Origin of the sequence: Massilia haematophila, from assembly GCF_042647645.1 — a bacterium.
GTDB lineage: Bacteria > Pseudomonadota > Gammaproteobacteria > Burkholderiales > Burkholderiaceae_D > Telluria > Telluria haematophila.
The window spans coordinates 1,099,306-1,115,978 of record NZ_JBHRVV010000001.1; the positions used below are offsets into that span (position 1 = coordinate 1,099,306).

The 16,673-nt window shown below is 68.7% G+C and carries 14 protein-coding genes; 2 read left to right on the plus strand and 12 right to left on the minus strand.

The window, feature by feature from the left end:
- Positions 1-25: 25 nt before the first annotated feature.
- The 9 genes from ACFOPH_RS05010 to wrbA form a co-directional block, all read right to left on the minus strand.
- A complete protein-coding gene (locus ACFOPH_RS05010) occupies positions 26-1,117 on the minus strand; it encodes a threonine aldolase family protein (RefSeq protein WP_379733928.1) in 1,092 nt (363 codons plus the stop codon).
- 183 nt (positions 1,118-1,300) lie between these two features.
- On the minus strand, positions 1,301-3,325 hold the full coding sequence (locus tag ACFOPH_RS05015; protein WP_379733930.1) for a methyl-accepting chemotaxis protein: 2,025 nt from the start codon (positions 3,323-3,325) through the stop codon (positions 1,301-1,303).
- 115 nt (positions 3,326-3,440) lie between these two features.
- Positions 3,441-5,270 carry an ABC transporter transmembrane domain-containing protein gene (locus tag ACFOPH_RS05020; RefSeq protein WP_379733932.1) on the minus strand — a complete coding sequence of 610 codons (1,830 nt, stop codon included), beginning with the start codon at positions 5,268-5,270 and terminating at the stop codon, positions 3,441-3,443.
- 31 nt (positions 5,271-5,301) lie between these two features.
- The gene (locus ACFOPH_RS05025) at positions 5,302-6,363 is read right to left on the minus strand and encodes a lipocalin-like domain-containing protein (RefSeq protein WP_379733934.1); all 1,062 of its coding nucleotides are present in this window, start codon (positions 6,361-6,363) and stop codon (positions 5,302-5,304) included.
- A gap of 17 nt (positions 6,364-6,380) precedes the next feature.
- Entirely contained in the window at positions 6,381-8,942 is a 2,562-nt protein-coding gene (locus ACFOPH_RS05030; protein WP_379733936.1) for an FtsX-like permease family protein, read from the minus strand.
- The gene (locus tag ACFOPH_RS05035; RefSeq protein ID WP_379733938.1) at positions 8,930-9,349 is read right to left on the minus strand and encodes a DUF4124 domain-containing protein; all 420 of its coding nucleotides are present in this window, start codon (positions 9,347-9,349) and stop codon (positions 8,930-8,932) included. Before ACFOPH_RS05035 ends, ACFOPH_RS05030 begins: the two co-directional genes overlap by 13 nt.
- 28 nt (positions 9,350-9,377) lie before the next feature.
- Positions 9,378-10,787: an FAD-binding oxidoreductase gene (locus tag ACFOPH_RS05040; protein ID WP_379733940.1), complete on the minus strand. Its 1,410-nt coding sequence runs from the start codon at positions 10,785-10,787 to the stop codon at positions 9,378-9,380.
- Positions 10,780-11,178: a DUF2069 domain-containing protein gene (locus ACFOPH_RS05045; RefSeq protein ID WP_312549856.1), complete on the minus strand. Its 399-nt coding sequence runs from the start codon at positions 11,176-11,178 to the stop codon at positions 10,780-10,782. Before ACFOPH_RS05045 ends, ACFOPH_RS05040 begins: the two co-directional genes overlap by 8 nt.
- Positions 11,178-11,813: an NAD(P)H:quinone oxidoreductase gene (gene wrbA / locus ACFOPH_RS05050; RefSeq protein WP_312549857.1), complete on the minus strand. Its 636-nt coding sequence runs from the start codon at positions 11,811-11,813 to the stop codon at positions 11,178-11,180. Before wrbA ends, ACFOPH_RS05045 begins: the two co-directional genes overlap by 1 nt.
- A 139-nt stretch (positions 11,814-11,952) precedes the next feature.
- On the opposite strand from wrbA, the gene ACFOPH_RS05055 reads away from it, so the two are divergent.
- A complete protein-coding gene (locus tag ACFOPH_RS05055) occupies positions 11,953-13,287 on the plus strand; it encodes a YihY family inner membrane protein (protein ID WP_379733942.1) in 1,335 nt (444 codons plus the stop codon).
- A gap of 237 nt (positions 13,288-13,524) precedes the next feature.
- Here ACFOPH_RS05055 and ACFOPH_RS05060 read toward each other — a convergent pair whose 3' ends face one another.
- From ACFOPH_RS05060 to ACFOPH_RS05070, 3 genes are read right to left on the minus strand one after another with little or no spacing between them, the layout of a single operon-like run.
- Positions 13,525-13,830, minus strand: coding sequence for an Mpo1-like protein (locus tag ACFOPH_RS05060; protein WP_379733944.1), 306 nt, complete (start codon positions 13,828-13,830; stop codon positions 13,525-13,527).
- The gene (locus ACFOPH_RS05065) at positions 13,827-14,654 is read right to left on the minus strand and encodes an alpha/beta fold hydrolase (RefSeq protein ID WP_379733946.1); all 828 of its coding nucleotides are present in this window, start codon (positions 14,652-14,654) and stop codon (positions 13,827-13,829) included. The genes ACFOPH_RS05060 and ACFOPH_RS05065 overlap by 4 nt, the downstream gene beginning before the upstream one ends.
- A 2-nt stretch (positions 14,655-14,656) precedes the next feature.
- Positions 14,657-15,967, minus strand: a complete 1,311-nt coding sequence (locus tag ACFOPH_RS05070) for an O-acetylhomoserine aminocarboxypropyltransferase (protein WP_379733948.1) — start codon at positions 15,965-15,967, stop codon at positions 14,657-14,659.
- Positions 15,968-16,160: 193 nt separating this feature from the next.
- On the opposite strand from ACFOPH_RS05070, the gene ACFOPH_RS05075 reads away from it, so the two are divergent.
- The gene (locus tag ACFOPH_RS05075; RefSeq protein ID WP_312549862.1) at positions 16,161-16,613 is read left to right on the plus strand and encodes a CBS domain-containing protein; all 453 of its coding nucleotides are present in this window, start codon (positions 16,161-16,163) and stop codon (positions 16,611-16,613) included.
- The last annotated feature ends 60 nt before the right edge of the window (positions 16,614-16,673 follow it).

A 16,673-nucleotide genomic window follows, 5' to 3' on the forward strand; every position in this document is an offset into this window, starting at 1 on the left:
TCTGGTGAAAACCCGCCATTGTAACTTATGCAGGCGCGCGCAGTGCCGCTGCGAATCGTTCCAGGGCCGCGCGCACCTGCTCGTCGGAGGCGGCGAGCAGGTTGTCGCCGACGTACAGTTCGAACCAGCTCGTCTCAGGCAGCACGCCGTGGCTGACGCGGTTGAACAGCCAGATGCCGTGCTCCTCCGCCAGCGCGTCGCGGATCGCCAGCGCGCGTTCGCGGCTCACCGGCAAGTGCAGGTGCAGCATGTTGGCCGCCGGCCGCGCCGGATTGACGCGGATCTGCGGGTGCGCGCGCAGCGCCTCGTAGAGGAACTGCGTGCGGCTGAAGTACTCGGGCATGGCTTTGAGGCGCGCATCGAACTGCATGGCCGCGGCGACCACGTAGGGCGAGCGGTGGATCACGTTGCCGCCCTGGCGCCTGAACCATTCCGAGGCGCGCGCGACGAAGTCATGGCTGCCGGCCAGCATCGCGCCGCCGAGGCCGCCCACGCCCTTGTACAGCGAGACGTAGACGGAATCGAAGCCGGATGCGATCTCGGCCACCGGCTTGCCGTAGCCGGCGGCCGCTTCCCACAGGCGTGCGCCGTCCATGTGCAGGTGGACGCCGCGCGCCTTGCAGTGCGCCTTGATCGCCTCGAGTTCGTTCCACGACGGCACCTGGCCGCCGATCTCGCGCATCGGGAGCTCCAGGCCGACGGCGCCCAGGCGGTCGGGAATGGCGTCGAGATCCGCCACCGTGAATGGCCGTTGCGGGTCGCCCACGCGCAGCGCGGCGAAGTGGCCGAGCAGTTCGTGGTTCGAGCGCTCGTGCACGAAGATGTGGGAAGTCGGGTGCAACGCGACCGGGGCGCCGGCGCGGTCCTGGCTGGCCAGGCGCAGCGCGGTGACCTGGGTCATGGTGCCGCTGATGCAGAACACCGCGGCCTCGAAGCCGAGCAGGGCGGCGATCTTCCTTTCGAAGGATTGGATCAGCTCGCCGTTGCCGTAGACGTCGTGCTCGATGTCGTTGGCTTCGCACCAGGCAGCCATGGCGGCGTAGATCTCGGCAGGACGGCGGGCGCGGTGGCCGGGAAAGACGGTGTGGCAGCGGCGGATCAGGGTAGGATCGGTCAAGAGAGGCTCCGGTAATAGCGTGCCGAGTTTACACCGGAGCGGGGAGCCTTGGTAGGGTGGGTACTCGTACCCACGGGGTATGGACCCCTGTCTCACCCGGCCGTTTCGTCAGTCCGGTATGGTTGACGTTCCGTGGTCGCACGTGGTGAGACCGCGTGGGCACAAGTGCCCACCCTACGTGAATCACTCGTTGGTCAGTGCCGGACGGCCTGCAGGCGCAGCCAGGGCGCCGCCGGCCACCTCGTCCAGCCTGAACAAGCGCACGGCGCGCGCCAGTTGCGCGGCCTGGTCCTGCATGGCCTGGGCGGCGGCGCTGGCTTCCTCGACCAGGGCGGCGTTCTGCTGGGTCGACTCGTCCATCTCGCCCATCGCGCGGTTGATCTGCTCGATGCCGCTGCTTTGCTCCATGCTGGCGGCGCTGATGTCGGCCATGATGTCGGTGACACGGGCCACGCTGGCGAGCACCTCGTCCATGGTGGCGCCGGCTTCGCTCACCAGCTTGCTGCCGGCTTGCACCTCGCTGCTGGAGGCCGCGATCAGGCCCTTGATCTCCTTGGCGGCGGCAGCGCTGCGCTGGGCCAGGTTGCGCACTTCGGATGCGACGACCGCGAAACCGCGGCCCTGTTCGCCGGCGCGCGCCGCTTCGACCGCCGCGTTCAGCGCCAGGATGTTGGTCTGGAAGGCGATGCCGTCGATCACGCCGGTGATGTCACCGATCTTGCGCGAGGCCTGGTTGATCGCGTCCATGGTGTCGACCACCTGGGCCACCATGCTGCCGCCCTTGTGCGCGACGCTCGACGCGCTGCGCGCGAGTTCGTTGGCCTGGCGCGCATGCTCGGCGTTCTGGCGCACGGTCTCGGTCAGTTCGCCCATCGAGGAAGCGGTGGTGGCCAGGTTCGAGGCCTGGTGCTCGGTGCGCGCGCACAGGTCGAGGTTGCCGGTCGAGATTTCCTGTGAGGCGTTGGCGATCTGCTCGGCGCCGTCGCGCACGTTGCCGACCACCGAGGAGAGCTTGCTGCTGATGCCGTTCATGGCATCGAGCAGGCGGCCGATCTCGTCCTGGCCGCGGCTGGGCACGCGCACTGTCAGGTCGCCCTCGGCGATGCGCATGGCGGCGTCGCGCGCCTCGGCCAGCGGACGGGTCACGGCGCGTTGCACGAAGGCGTACAGGGCCGCGGCGAAGGCGACCAGGGCCACCAGGCCGAACAGGATGTAGCGGTTACGCAAGGTGGTGGCCTCGGCGACGATTTCGTCGCGGTAGGTGCCGCCGGCGATGACCCAGTTCCAGTCCTTGAACCAGGTGTAGACGGCGAACTTTTCGCGGGCCTCCTGTTCGCCCTCGTTCTGCCAGGCGTAGGCGATGCTGCCGTTCTTCGTTTCGAGCATCTCGCGGATGAAGGGGCGGCCGTCGGCCGAGCGGCTGTCGGCCAGGTTCTTGCCTTCCTGGGCCGGATGGACGATGAAGTCGCCGAAATTCTTGCCCGGAGCGGCGTTCAGGATGTAGAAGTAGCCGGTCTCGCCGACCTTGATGGCGCGGATGCGCTCCTTCAGGAAGGCGATGTCGCGGCTGATGTCGACGCCGACGTAGAGCGCGCCGACGATCTTGCCGGCGGCGTCGCGCACTGGCTCGTACTGGGTGATGTACTGCTTGCCGAACAGGGTGGTCAGGCCGATGTAGGTGCGTCCTTCGCGCAGGACCGGATAGGCCGGGCTGGCGCGGTCGAGCTGGGTGCCGACGGCGCGCTCGCCGTTTTCCTTCTTCACCGAAGTACTGACGCGCACGAAGTCGTCGCCGCTGGCCGCGAAGATGGTGGCGTTGCCGCCGGTGGCCTTGGTGAAGCGGTCGGGGATGGCGAAGTCCAGGTTCAGGACCCGGCCGCCGTTCTTCAAGGTGGGCACGGCTTTGCCGCCGATGTCGATCGTGGCCGCGGTGTCGAGCTCGAAGCCGCCCGTGAATTCCGAGGCGAAAATGCGGCCGAAACTGACGGCTTCGTTCGACACCGTCTTGTTGAACAGGTCGATGGTATTGACGACGCCCTGCAGCTCGCCGTCCAGGCTGCGCCGGGCCCGGTCTTCCAGGATCGAGGAGGTGGTGAGGGAAATCGTCATGACCAGCGCCGCGAGGACGGCGCCAACCAGGGCGAAGGAAAACACGCTGATCTTGGAGCCGACGCTCCAGCGGGCGGTATGCAGTTTATTGTTGAACATGTTCGGTAAAAGGGAATGCCGCTTCGACCGTCCATCATAACGCGCGGTTATGCCTCGTAACAACAAATGTTGCCGATGGGTACCTCAAACTGTTGCATCCGCCGCCAATGATTAGTCAATGTTCAACGTGTACGTGATGGAACTGCAAGGCCGCCAGCTTGGCGTAGATGCCGCCGTGGGCCACCAGCGAGGCGTGGGTGCCGGTCTCGACCACGCGGCCGTCCTCCATGACGACGATGCGGTCGGCACGCTGCACGGTGGCCAGCCGGTGGGCGATGATGACGGTGGTGCGCCCGACCATCGCCGCTTCCAGCGCGCCCTGGACCAGGCGCTCGGATTCGGCGTCGAGCGCACTGGTGGCTTCGTCCAGCAGCAGCAGCGGCGGATTCTTCAGCAGGGCGCGCGCGATCGCGATGCGCTGGCGCTGGCCGCCCGACAGGCGCACGCCGCGCTCGCCGAGGAAGGAGCGGTAGCCCTGGGGCAGGCGCTCGATGAACTCGTGGGCGGCGGCCATCTTTGCCGCCTTGATCACTTCCTCGTCGCTGGCCTCGGGGCGGCCGTAGCGGATGTTTTCCATCGCGTCGGCGGAGAAGATCACGGTGTCCTGGGGGACGATGCCGATTGCGCCGCGCAGCACGTGCAGGTCGAGGTCGCGGATGTCGACGCCGTCGAGCAGGATGGCGCCGGCCTGCGGGTCGTAGTAGCGCAGCAGCAGCTGGAACAGGGTGGTCTTGCCGGCGCCCGAGGGGCCGACCACGGCGACCGTTTCGCCGGGCTTGATGTCGAGCGAGACGTGGGACAGGGCGGCGCTGTCCTGGCGCGACGGGTAGGCGAAGGTCAGGTCGCGCAGGGCGAGCGCGGCGCCGCCGCCGCTACGCACCGGCAGCGCACGGGGATGGGCCGGGTTGCGGATGCTGGACCTGGCCGCCAGCAGTTCGAGCAGGCGTTCGGTGGCGCCGGCGGCGCGCTGGGCTTCGCCCATCACTTCCGACAGCGCGCCGATCGAGCCGGCCACGATCGAAGCGTACAGGATGAACTGGCCGAGGTCGCCGCCTGTCATGGTGCCCTGCAGGACCGCGTGCGCGCCCAGCCAGAGCACGAAGACGATGGTGCCGAACACCAGCACGATGGCGAGCATGGTGAGGAAGGCGCGCGCGCGGATGCGCTGCATGGCGGCCGCGAACGCCCCTTCGACCGAGGTCCCGAAGCGCGTCGCTTCTATCTTCTCGTGGGTATACGCCTGAACGGTCGGCATGGCGTTCAGGATCTCGCCGGCCAGGGCCGAGGCGTCGGCGATGCGGTCCTGCGAATCGCGCGAGAGTTTGCGCACGCGGCGCCCGAACAGCACGATCGGCACGATCACCGCGACCAGCAGGCCAAGGATGATGGCGGTCAGCTTGGCGCTGGTCACGAACAGCATCACCAGGCCGCCCAGGAACAGCAGGGTGTTGCGCAGCGCGAGCGAGATGCTGGTGCCGACCACGGTCTGGATCAGGGTGGTGTCGGTGGTCAGGCGCGACAGCACTTCGCCGGTCTGGGTGGTCTCGAAGAACTCGGGGCTCTGGTGCACGACGTGGCTGTAGACGGCGCTGCGGATGTCGGCGGTGACGCGCTCGCCCAGCCAGGACACCATGTAGAAGCGCGCCGCGGTCGCGATCCCGAGCACGGCGGCGACCGCGAACAGGGCCAGGAAGGTGGCGTCGACGTTGCGGATGCTGTGCGCGCCGGCGGCCGCGCCGAAGCCGAGGTCGATCATCTGCTTGAAGGCAGCGGGAATGGCGAGCGTGGCGCCGGCCGCGAACAGCAGGGCGATGCCGGCCAGGGCGAACTGGCGGCGATAGGGACGCAGGAAGGGCAACAGGCCCTTGAAGGCGGCCAGGCTGCCCTTGGCCGGGGCGGCGGCCTGGTTCGTGGATGCGGTGCTGCTGGGGGAAGGCTTGCTCATCGTGGTGCTTGTTGTTGTTCTGTCTCTGTGTTCATAGTTTCATGTCGCGCACGTAGCCGGTCATCTCGAGGTAGCCGCGGCCGGCCGGCACGCCGTCGCGCGCGACGCTGACCGCGCCCTCCCAGTAGACGGCCCCGGTCGAACGGCGCGAATCGAGTTCCTGGTCCTGCTGCAGGGGATCGAGCTGCCAGCGCGTGGCCCCGGTCGTGATGCTGGTCGCGACCGGATATTCGGCATGCGTGCGCGGCGACTTCCAGCGCGCCGTCGGGGAAAAATTCACCTGCTCCGGCGCATAGCGGGTAACGCGGCCCTGGGGGTCGCGCACCGTCGCGTGCGCCCATAGTTTACCACCTCCCTTGGCTCTTATCTGGAAAGCCATCAGCGCCGAGCCGTCGTCCAGGTTGGCGCCGACCCAGTCCCAGCCGCTGGCGTCGGGCTGCAGCGCCTCGCTCGACCATTCGTGGTCGAGCCAGGCGCTGCCCGTGACCGCCCCGACGGCGCCGGCGCCGCCTGCCTTTCCGGTCACGCGCAGCTGCGGATGGCTGTAGTAATAGCTCGCGTGCCGCGCCGCCGGTCCCTTGCGCGAGTAGCCGCCTGCGCCCTGCACCAGCACCGGCTGGGTAGGCGTCAGGGTGAGTTCGAGGGTCATTTCGCCGGACTTGACCGACACGGCGTAGCGGCCATCCGCCATGCGCGTCATGCGCCAGTCGTCCAGCTTCAGGTCGGTGTCGCCGGTCCTGGCCCAGGCCAGGCCGAAGCCTTCGCGCGCGCTGCGCTCGTCGTGCACCAGGCGCCCGACGGCCGGGTCGGACAGGGCGGCGTGGCCGATCACCAGCTGGTGCGGGGCAAAGGCGCTCGGGTTGGCGGTGTCGTGCTCGGTGCGGCTGCGAAAGAAGGTGACCTGGAAGCCGAGCGGCTTGCCGCCCTCGGTCTGCAGCCAGCCGGTCACGTACCACCACTCGGTGCGAAATTGCGGGTGGGCGCCGTAGTCGAGGGGGAACTGCATGGCTCGTCCCGGCGTCACCGGCGCGAACTCCGGTTTGGCGGCGAAGGCACACTGGCAGGCCAGCAGCAAGAGTAGAAGCATGCGCATTACCAGTCCTCCCCGCATTACCAGTCCTCCCTGACTGCGCGCACCGGACCGCCGGACAAGGCATAGCGGCCCGACACCAGCGCGGTGGCGACCGAGGCCGCGACGAGGACCGAGGCGACGATGCCGAGCAGGCCCCAGGGCAGGTGCAGCTGCATGGTCCAGTGGAAGGATTGCGGATTGACGACAAAGACGAGAATCAGGCTGATGACGAGGCCCAGCGCGAAGCCGCAGGCCACGCCCAGGGTGGTCAAGAGGCCGCCTTCGCAGGCCAGGATGCCGAGCACCTGGCGGCGCGTGACGCCGACGTGGCGCAGCATGCCGAATTCGCGCGCGCGCGCCAGGGTCTGGGCCGAGAAGGTGGCGGCCACGCCCGACAGGCCGATGACGATGGCGATCGCCTCCAGCAGGTAAGTGACGGCGAAGCTGCGGTCGAAGATCTGCAGGCTGGCGGCGCGGATGTCGCCGGGGCGGGCCAGCTGCAGCGCCGGACCAAACGGCAGCTGGCGCAGGGCGCGCTCGATGCGGTCCGTCTGCTCTTCGCCGCCGCTATAGATGGCCGCGTCGGTGACCGCGGTTTCGCCGGTGAGCGCGCGGTAGTCGGGCAGGCGGATCACGACCGAGCCGGACTGGTTGGCGTAGTCGCGCCAGACCCCGGCGACGAAGAAGGGAACGGGTTTGCCGCCCAGCGGCAGCGTGATGTTGGCGCCGACGCGCGCGCCGTACAGGTCGAGCATCGCCTCCGACACCCAGGCCGGGCGGGCGTTTGGCGGCACGGGACGCGATTCGCCGACCAGGAACAGCAAACGGCCCGGATCGGCGGCATCGATGTCGCGCGCGATCAGGACCACGTCGGGGCGGTCGGCGGCCAGCGAGACCGGCCGGGTGCGCAGGAACTGCACCTGGCCCACGCCCGGGGTCGCGGCGATCGCCCGCTGCTCCTGCGGCCCGAGCGAGCCGGTGGTGCCGCCCGAGGCCGTGCGCACGTACAGGTCGGCCGGCAGGATGTGGCGCATCCAGTCGTCGACCGAGACCCGGAAGCTGGCCACCATGATCCCCATCGCCACCATCAGGCTGAAGCTGGCCAGCACGCCGCCCAGCGCGATCGAGGCCTGGCCGGGGGCATTCGCCAGGCGCGAGAGCGTCAGGGCCAGCACCGGCGGCGGATGCGGCCGGCGCAGCAGCGGACCGCTCAGGAGGCGGAAGGTGGTCGCGGCCAGGCGCGGCATCAGGCCGATGCCGCCGATCAGCAGCAGGGCGATCGCGAAATAGCCGAACAGCGGCAGCTCGAACACGGGCGGCGCAAAGGCGAAGGCGGCCGCAAGAAGCAGGCAGACCAGCGAGGGCCAGACCCGCGCCAGCGTCGACAAGGCCGCCTCGTCGTTGCCGGACTTGAGCGCGACCGCCGGCCTGGCGCGTGCCGCCTCGATGGCCGGCGCCAGGCAGCCGAGCAGGGCCACGCCCAGGCCCAGGGCGAAGAAGACAAAGGCGGCGACCGGGGTGAACACGACCTGCGGCTTGATGCCCGGGAAGTAGCCGGCGCCGAGGTCGCCGCCGAAGAAGCGCAGCGCCAGCGCCGCCAGCAGGTAGCCGGCGGCGACGCCCAGCAGGGCCCCGATCACGCCCAGGCTCGCGCCCTCGACCAGCACCTGGCGCAGCAGCTGGCGGCGCTCGACGCCGAGCACGCGCAGCAGCGCGAACTGGCTGCGCCGGCGCATCACCGACAGCGCCTGGGTCGAGAACACCAGGAAGGCGCCGGTGAACAGGGCGACCAGGGCCAGCACGGTCAGGTTGACGCGGTAGGCGCGGCTCAGGTTGTTGTTGCGGCTTTCCTGTTCGCTGTCGTTCGGCTGCCCGATGCGAAAGCGCCCCGGAAAGTCGCGTTCCAGGTCCCGCGCCAGGCGTTGCTCGAATTCGGCGCGGTTGACGCCGTCGCGCAACTTCAGGTCGACCCGCGACAGCTTGCCGAGCTGGCCGAAGCGCCACTGGGCGGCGCCGATGTCCATCACGCCGATGCGCTGGCCCGGACGGGCGCGCTGCACGGGACCGGCGACGCGCAGGGTGAAGTCGCGGGTGCCGGCGCGCAGCGTGAGCGTGCTGCCCGCGCGCAGGCCCAGCCAGCTCTCGGCGGCGGGCGAAAGAAAAATGGTGTCGTCGGCTAGTATGTCGGCGCCGCGGCCCTCGGCCGGCACGCCGAGCAGGTCGGGGGCGATGTAGCCGGCGCGCAGCGGATCGATGCCGACGATGCGCAGCGCGCCCCTGGCCGCTGGCACGGCGGCCTGGAGCTCGAGCACCGGCGAGGCCAGGGCCACGCCTTCGTACTGGGCCAGGCGCGGGTAGATGGCTTCGTCGAACAGCGCCTCGCGGCCGGCGACCTGAATGTCGGCCTGGCCGGACAGGCTCTTGATGGCGGCCGAGAATTCGTTGAAGGCGGCGGCGTTGATCAGGTGGATCGCGAAACCCATCGCGACCCCGACCGCGATCGCCGCGATGGCCAGCAGGGCGCGCACCGGGTGCGCGCGCCATTCGCCGACCAGCAGCCAGCGCGACAGGACGGGAGAGAGGGAATTCAGGCCGGACATTCCACCGCCAGCGCCTCCGCCTGCCGCCCTGCCTTCAGGCGCGCGTTTGCCAGGGCGTCGCCGCGCAGCTTGCGCAGGTCTTCTTCAGACCATTTTTGTTTCAGCCGCAGGCGCTCGCATTTCTGGCGCAGGGCGCCGGCCGCTTTCGCCGCGCGCTGGCGTTCGCGCTCATCGCGCACGTCCGCCGCGGCGCGGTCCTTTTCCAGCGATGCGAGGCGCAGCTTGTCCGCCGCCAATTTCTCTGTGGCCAGCTTGTCGGGCGGCGGCGCCGCCTGTATGGCCAATTCCACGCCCGTGCCCGCGGCGCAGGGCTGGTCGCCGTAGCTGACCTTGCCGTTGATCGTGCACTTGTGGATCGTTCCAGCGGGCACGCTTTGCGCCATCACGCAGGCGGCGATTGCTGCCATCCATTTCACCATCGATGCTCTCCTGGTCTCAAAGAATTTTGCCAGGGTTCATAATGCCGAGCGGGTCGAGGGCGCCTTTGATGGCACGCATCATGTCCAGTTCAACGTCGTCCTTGTAGCGCTTCAGTTCCTCGCGCTTGAGTGCGCCGATGCCGTGTTCGGCCGAGATCGAGCCTTCGAAGGCGGCCACGTTGTCGTGCACGATGCGGTTGATCGCATCCTGGTTGGCCAGGAAGGCGTCGTGCGAGCCGCCCGGCGGCGGGGCGACGTTGTAGTGCAGGTTGCCGTCGCCCAGGTGGCCGAAACAGACCACCTGGCAGCCAGGGAAGCTCTGCGCCAGCTTGGCGTCGGTGGCGCCGATGAAGTCGGCGATGCGCGAAATCGGCAGCGAGACGTCGTGCTTGATGTTCTTGCCGGCGGCGGCCTGGGCCAGCGGGATGTGCTCGCGCAGCTGCCACAGCCCGCCCGACTGGGCGTGCGAGGTGGCGACCACGGCGTCGATGGCCAGGCCCCCTTCGAGGGCGGCCTCGATCGCCGACTCCAGCAGGGCCAGGCCATGGGCCTCGGACTCGCTGCTCGACACTTCCAGCAGCGCATACTGGGCGTGGGCCTGGGCAAAGGGGCGCGGCAGGTGCGGGAAATGCTCGGCGACCAGGCGCAGGCAGAATTGCGACATCAGCTCGAAGGCCGTCAGGCTCGAGCCGCACACGTCCTGCATCAGCGACAGCAGGCCGAGCGCCGTTTCCGGCGACTCGACGGCGACCAGGGCCGTGACCGCCGCCTTCGGCTGCGGATGGAGTTTCAGCACGGCGGCGGTGATGATGCCGAGCGTGCCTTCGGCGCCGACGAACAGCTCGCGCAGGGCGTAACCGGTGTTGTCCTTGCGCAGGCCGCGCAGGCCGTCCCAGACCCGCCCTTGTGGTGTGACCACTTCCAGGCCCAGGCAAAGTTCGCGGGTATTTCCGTAACGCAGAACCGCGGTGCCGCCGGCATTCGTCGACAGGTTGCCGCCGATGGTGCAGCTGCCCTCGGCGGCCAGCGACAGCGGGAACAGCAGGCCGGCCTCGAAGGCCGCTTCCTGGATCTGCTGCAGGATGCAGCCGGCCTGGACGGTGATGGTGCGGTTCACGGTGTCGACTTCGAGGATGCGGTTCATGCGCCGCAGCGAGAGGACGACCGCGGCGCCGCTGGCGTCGGGCACGCTGCCCAGCACCAGGCCGGTGCGCCCGCCCTGGGGCACGATCGGGACGCGGGCGTCGGCGCAGGCCTGCACCAGCCGTGCGACCTCGGCGGTGTCGCCTGGGAGCAGCACGGCGCGCGCGCGGCCGGTGAAGCGGCCGCGCCAGTCGGTCAGGTAGGGCGCCATGTCGGCGTCGTCGATCAGCACGCGCGGGGCGCCGACGATGGCGCGGCAGCGCGCGAGGAAATCCTCAGCCATGCGGCACTTTCACCTTGTCGAGCAACTCCTTGGCCAGCTTCTGGGCGGCTTTCTTGTAGGGGCGCAGGTAGAGCAGGGCGCAGGCGAAGTAGACGCAGACCAGCACGATCTCGCCGATCGCCATGATGCGCGAGGCTTCCAGTTCGTCGCTCCAGGCCCGGACCGCGCCCTCGGCGAAATAGACCAGGATCACCATCGACGACCATTGCAGCGTGTAGAGGTCGCGCTTGATGACGCCGCGCAGCGGCACCAGCAGCGGCAGGGCCTTGAGCGCCAGCAGCGAGCCGCCGGGATGCAGCGGGGCGACCCAGATTTCCCATGCCACCAGCCAGCCGATCAGGAGGATCAGGCTGGCGATGGCGCCGATGTGAAAGATCTTCGGGGTTTGCATCAGCGTGGTCCGTGCGGTTGTGTTTGCAACGGAAGTTGCAACCTGGCGGCGGCTTCGGCCAGGCGGCGCCCGAGCGCGATGGCCAGGCGTTTCTCGTCTTCCGTGACCGGCTTGTCGCCGTCGATCCCGGCCCAGTGGGTGGCGCCGTAGGGGCTGCCGCCGCTGGCCGTGTTCATCAGTTCCGGATGGGTGTAGGGCAGGCCCATCACCAGCATGCCGTGGTGCAGCAGCGGGATCATCATCGACAGCAGGGTCGCTTCCTGGCCGCCGTGCAGGCTGCCGGTGGAGGCGAACACGACCGCCGGCTTGCCGGACAGGGTGCCGGCCAGCCAGTCGGTTGCGGTGCCGTCGAGGAAATACTTCATGGCCGCCGCCATGTTGCCGAAGCGGGTGGGCGAACCCAGGGCCAGGCCGGCGCAGTCGGCCAGGTCCTGCAGCTCGACATAGGGGGCGCCGGCGCGCGGGATATCCGGCTCGACCGCCTCCGACACCGTCGATACCGCGGGCACGGTGCGCAGGCGCGCTTCAACCCCGGGGACGCTTTCGACCCCCTGGGCGATGAGCTCGGCAAGTTTGCGGGTGGCACCATGGCGCGAATAGTACAAAACGAGAATAGTCAGAGTGGTCGGGTTCATCGTTGGTATTATAGGGTGCTTTGCTCAAATGACATGTCCCCAGTCGATGGTTGGTTGGTCGCTGCCGGTTCATCGTCGATTCAACAACGAGAATATGCTTTCCAAAACGGTACACTCGATTTCGCGTTCCACCAGCGACATGTTCAGCGTCGGTGCCGAGCGCATCCGCGGCCTGACGCTGTACGAGGCCCGCGATCTGGTGCGTTTCGCGCGCCGCCGCTTGCGCGAGGAAAGCCTGCCGCAGGTGGCAGGCAGCCTCACCTTCACGACCACGCTGGCACTGGTGCCGCTGCTGACGATCATACTGGCGATTTTTACCACGTTTCCGATTTTCGGTCAGCTCCGCACGGCCCTGGAAACGTATTTCGCCCAGTCCCTGATGCCCAAGGCGATCTCGAACACGATCATCTCGAACCTGACCCAGTTCGCCAGCAAGGCCACGGGCCTGTCGGCGCTCGGCGCGATCGCGCTGCTGCTCACCTCCACGGCGATGATGGGCATGATCGAGCGGGTGTTCAACCAGATCTGGCGCGTGCGCCGCCCGCGTCCGCTGGTGCAGCGCATGCTGATCTACTGGGCCCTGATCACCCTCGGGCCGCTGCTGTTCGGCCTGTCGCTGACCGTCACCTCGCAGCTGTTCACGGCGACCGGCGGGATCGCCAGGGCGGTGCCGTTTGTCGGGACGCTGTTCGCGGCCCTGTTTTCCACCCTGGCCTCGCTGGCGCTCACGACCGGGGCCTACACGCTACTCTACGTGGCGGTGCCGAACCGCCACGTGAACTGGCGCGACGCCCTGTGGGGCGCACTGGCGGCGGCAATCGCCTTCGAACTGGCGAAACGCCTGTTCGCGCTCTTCATCCGCCAGTTCCCGGCCTACGCCATCATCTACGGCGCGTTGGCGGCGCTGCCGCTGTTCCTGGTCTGGATCTACCTGTCCTGGCTGATCACCCTGGTCGGCGCGGTGGTCGCCGCGGCGCTGCCGGTGGTGAAGTACGAGCGTTGGTGGCACGTGCCGGGGCCGGGCGGCGCCTTCGTCGACGCAATGGCGGTGCTCAAGGTGCTGCACGCGAACGCCCACGCGACCGGGTCAAGCCTGGTGTCGAGCGCGGCGCTCCGGGCCCATACCCGCATCGGCTACGACGAACTGAGCTTGCTGCTCGAGCAGATGGTGGCGGCCGGCTGGGTCGGGCGGGTCCAGGCCGAGGTGCCGAGCCACACCCAATGGGGCTCGTCCGTGCGCGCCGGGAGCGACGACTGGGTGCTGCTGGCCGACCCGGACAAGCTGAAGGTCGCCGACGTGTATCGCCTGTTCGTGTTCGGCGGCACGGGCGCGGGCGCCGGTCTGAGCGCGGCGGCGGCGCCGGAGATCGGCTCGCCGCTCGCGCTCGACACGGCGGGGCTGGCGCGGCATGTGGACGTGGCCGTGGCGCAGGGGCTGGACCAGTCGCTGGCGGAATATTTCGAGAGTCGTTGATGGTATTGCGGACGGGGCGGTGAACGTAGGGTGGGCACCCCGTGCCCACGCGTGACGGACGCCTGATCTGGCTACGGGAGGCGAGGCATCGCTCGCGACGCGGCCGCGAGCCACCGTCCATCGGTCGTGGCAGGGCGATGTTTTGCGAGCGACGTGTCGCGGCATTCGGTGAATGGACACGTTCGTTACGCGTGGGCACAGGGTGCCAACCCTACAAGACCCGCCGCCGGTCCCTTCCTACCAGCTCAGCTTCCCGGTCAGCATCTGCCAGTACATCACCCAGTCCGCCTTGAACGACAGCCAGGGCTGGTCGAAGGTCGCCGGGCGGTTCTTCTCGTAGCGGAAATGCCCGATCCAGGCGCCGCCGTAGCCCAGCACCAGCGCGCCCAGGCCCCACCAGGCGTTGCCGCTCAGGAGCGCCGCCAGCACGGCCAGCAGGGCCAGCGAGGTGCCGACGAAATGCGCGCGGCGGCAGCGGCGGTCGGCGTGCTGGCTCAGGTAGTACGGATAGAACTCGGCGAAACCCGTGTAGCGCGCCTTCATGCCGGCGTCTCCTCGGCCTTGAGCGTGGCGGCAAAGGCGATCAGCGCGTCGAGCACGGCGTCGGGCTGCTCGCTCATCAAGGAGTGGCCGGCGTCGACGGTCACCACCTTGCCCCGTGCAACCGCGCCGGTCAGGAGCTTGGTCGAGCGCGGCGGGGTCATCGCGTCCTTGCCGCCGAAGACGAACAGCGCCGGGCAGGCGAGGGCGCGCGCCGCCGCTTCGCCGTTGGCGTAGGCATTGCAGGCCGCGAAATCGGTGTGGAACAATTGCTCGGGATTGAGCGCCGACATGCGCTGCATCAGGCGGCGCGCGCCGCCCATGACGGAAAAGCCCGGCCCCGGGCTCGACGGCTTTGCCGCGATGGTCGAGTGCGACCAGATGTTGACCATGTCGATCGCCGCCTGCTCGTCGTCGCGCGAGGTGGCGAGCAGGGCGTCCGAGACTTTCATCGGATACGTGGTGCCGAGCATGGCGAGGCCGCGCACGCGCCCGGGCGCGCGCTGGCTGGCTTCGAGCGCGACCAGCGAGCCCATGCTGTGGCCGGCCAGCAGCGCGCGCTGCACGCCGGCCGTATCGAGCAGGGCCAGCAGCCAGTCGGCCATTTGCTCGACGCTGGCCAGCGCGGGACCGGCGCTGCGGCCGTGGCCGGGCAGGTCGACCGCCAGCACCCCGTAGCCGTGGTGGGCGAACCAGCGCGATTGCAGGCCCCACACCGAATGGTCGTTCTGGGCGCCGTGGATGAAGACGACGGTCGGCAGCGCCGCATCGAAAGCCTTGCCGCCGGTGTAGGCGTAGGCGGCGCGTTCGTTGACGTTGAAGATCATGCTCAAGCTCCCTTCTGCGCCAGCTTCAGGCCGCGCGCCAGGTCTTCGATCAGGTCGTCCGGGTCTTCCAGGCCGACCGACAGGCGCATCGTGCCTTCGCCTATGCCGCTTGCCGCCAGCTGCTCGGGCGGCACCCGGAAGTGGGTGGTCGAGGCCGGGTGGATCACCAGCGACTTGGCGTCGCCGACGTTGGCCAGGTGCGAGAACACTTTCAGGCCGTCGACGAAGCGACGGCCGGCCGCCCGGTCGCCCTTGAGCGTGAAGGTGAACACCGCGCCGCAGCCTTTCGGCAGCAGGCTCCTGGCCAGCGCCTGGTCCGGGTGGCTGTCGAGCTCGGGGTAGGACACCGACTCGACCGCCGGATGCGTCAGCAGGAAGTCGATCACGCGGCGGGTGTTGGCCACGTGGCGCTCCATGCGCAGGCCGAGCGTCTCGATGCCTTGCAGGATGGCGAAGGCGTTATGCGGGCTCATGACGGCGCCGAAGTCGCGCAGCCCTTCGCGCCGGGCGCGCAGGGCAAAGGCGCCGACGGTCGACTCCTCGGCGAACACCATGCCGTGGAAGCCCTCGTAGGGTTCGCACAGCTCGGCAAAGCGGCCGCTGCGCGCGTGGGCGGCCTGCCAGTCGAAGGTGCCGCCGTCGACCAGCAGGCCGCCGATCGCGGTGCCGTGCCCGCACAGGAACTTGGTGGCCGAGTGGAAGACCAGGTCGGCGCCGTGGTCGAAGGGGCGCAGCAGCCAGGGCGTGGTGAAGGTCGCGTCGACCATCAGCGGCAGGTCGTGCTCGTGCGCGAGCGCGCCGATGCGCGGGATGTCGAGCACATCCAGGCCCGGGTTGCCGAGGGTTTCGCCGAACAGGACCTTGGTAGTCGGGCGGATCGCGGCGCGCCAGGCGTCGATGTCGCGCGGGTCGACGAAGGTGGTCTCGATGCCGAAGCGCTTCAGGGTGTAGGCCAGCAGGTTGTGCGAGCCGCCGTACAGGGCGCGCGAGGCGACGATGTGGGAACCGGCGCCGGCGATGGTCGACAGGCCCAGGTGCATCGCGGCCTGGCCGCTGGCGGTGGCGATGCCGGCCACGCCGCCCTCGAGCGCGGCGATGCGCTCCTCGAGCACGGCATTGGTCGGGTTCGAGATGCGCGAGTAGACGTGGCCGCTGCGCTCCATGTTGAACAGCGAGGCGGCGTGATCGGAATCGCGGAAGGCGAACGAGGAGGTGAAGTGGATCGGCGTGGCGCGCGCGCCGGTGGCCGGATCGGGCGCCGCGCCGGCGTGCAGCGACAGCGTATCGAAGCCGGGGTATCGTGGACCGCTCATGGTTGTCTCGGTTGTCTCGTGAATGAAATAATTATGCGCGGAATCGTAGCACTTATTTATCGAAGCGCAACGCTTTCCGGGGACGCCTCCCTCGTGAAACTGGATTTTCTGCTAGGCTTAGGCTACATTCGTTTTCAGCTTGATAAAAAAAGTATTTACAGTGAATAAACTATCTGACGCCGGGGTGGCCAATATGAAAGTCTCGGAAATTCTGCAGGTCAAGGGCAACATCCTGTACACGGTGACGCCGGAAACGCCGCTGGCAGAGGCGGTCAACACGATGTCCGAAAGGGACATCGGCTCGCTGGTGGTGATGGAATACGGCGACCTGGTCGGCATGCTGACCTTCCGCGAAGTCATCAAGGTGCTGCACGCGAACGGCGGCTCGGTCGGCAACGGCACGGTGCGCCGCTACATGGACGACAGCCCGATCACCGTCACGCCGGACACCGAGGTCAACGAAGTGCGCCGCATGATGCTCGAGAAGCACGCGCGCTACCTGCCGGTCATGAACGCCAAGACCCTGCTGGGCGTGATCTCGTTCTACGACGTGGCGCGCGCGGTGCTGGAGGCCCAGAGCTTCGAGAACCGCATGCTCAAGGCCTATATTCGCGACTGGCCGGCCGAGCAGGCGACCGAGGATTGAGGCAAAGCCGCCGGCGTTACCCGTAGGGTGGGCGCCCCGTGCCCACCGAAACCGGCGAAC

Excerpts from the sequence above, each read along its gene's own strand:
- ACFOPH_RS05020 (WP_379733932.1), bottom strand. The coding sequence starts at position 5,270 with ATGAGCAAGCCTTCCCCCAGCAGCACCGCATCCACGAACCAGGCCGCC.
- ACFOPH_RS05070 (WP_379733948.1), bottom strand. The coding sequence starts at position 15,967 with ATGAGCGGTCCACGATACCCCGGCTTCGATACGCTGTCGCTGCACGCC.
- ACFOPH_RS05035 (WP_379733938.1), bottom strand. The coding sequence starts at position 9,349 with ATGGCAGCAATCGCCGCCTGCGTGATGGCGCAAAGCGTGCCCGCTGGA.
- ACFOPH_RS05040 (WP_379733940.1), bottom strand. The coding sequence starts at position 10,787 with ATGGCTGAGGATTTCCTCGCGCGCTGCCGCGCCATCGTCGGCGCCCCG.
- ACFOPH_RS05075 (WP_312549862.1), top strand. The coding sequence starts at position 16,161 with ATGAAAGTCTCGGAAATTCTGCAGGTCAAGGGCAACATCCTGTACACG.
- ACFOPH_RS05030 (WP_379733936.1), bottom strand. The coding sequence starts at position 8,942 with ATGTCCGGCCTGAATTCCCTCTCTCCCGTCCTGTCGCGCTGGCTGCTG.
- ACFOPH_RS05065 (WP_379733946.1), bottom strand. The coding sequence starts at position 14,654 with ATGATCTTCAACGTCAACGAACGCGCCGCCTACGCCTACACCGGCGGC.
- ACFOPH_RS05055 (WP_379733942.1), top strand. The coding sequence starts at position 11,953 with ATGTTCAGCGTCGGTGCCGAGCGCATCCGCGGCCTGACGCTGTACGAG.
- ACFOPH_RS05060 (WP_379733944.1), bottom strand. The coding sequence starts at position 13,830 with ATGAAGGCGCGCTACACGGGTTTCGCCGAGTTCTATCCGTACTACCTG.
- ACFOPH_RS05045 (WP_312549856.1), bottom strand. The coding sequence starts at position 11,178 with ATGCAAACCCCGAAGATCTTTCACATCGGCGCCATCGCCAGCCTGATC.
- ACFOPH_RS05015 (WP_379733930.1), bottom strand. The coding sequence starts at position 3,325 with ATGTTCAACAATAAACTGCATACCGCCCGCTGGAGCGTCGGCTCCAAG.
- wrbA (WP_312549857.1), bottom strand. The coding sequence starts at position 11,813 with ATGAACCCGACCACTCTGACTATTCTCGTTTTGTACTATTCGCGCCAT.
- ACFOPH_RS05025 (WP_379733934.1), bottom strand. The coding sequence starts at position 6,363 with ATGCGCATGCTTCTACTCTTGCTGCTGGCCTGCCAGTGTGCCTTCGCC.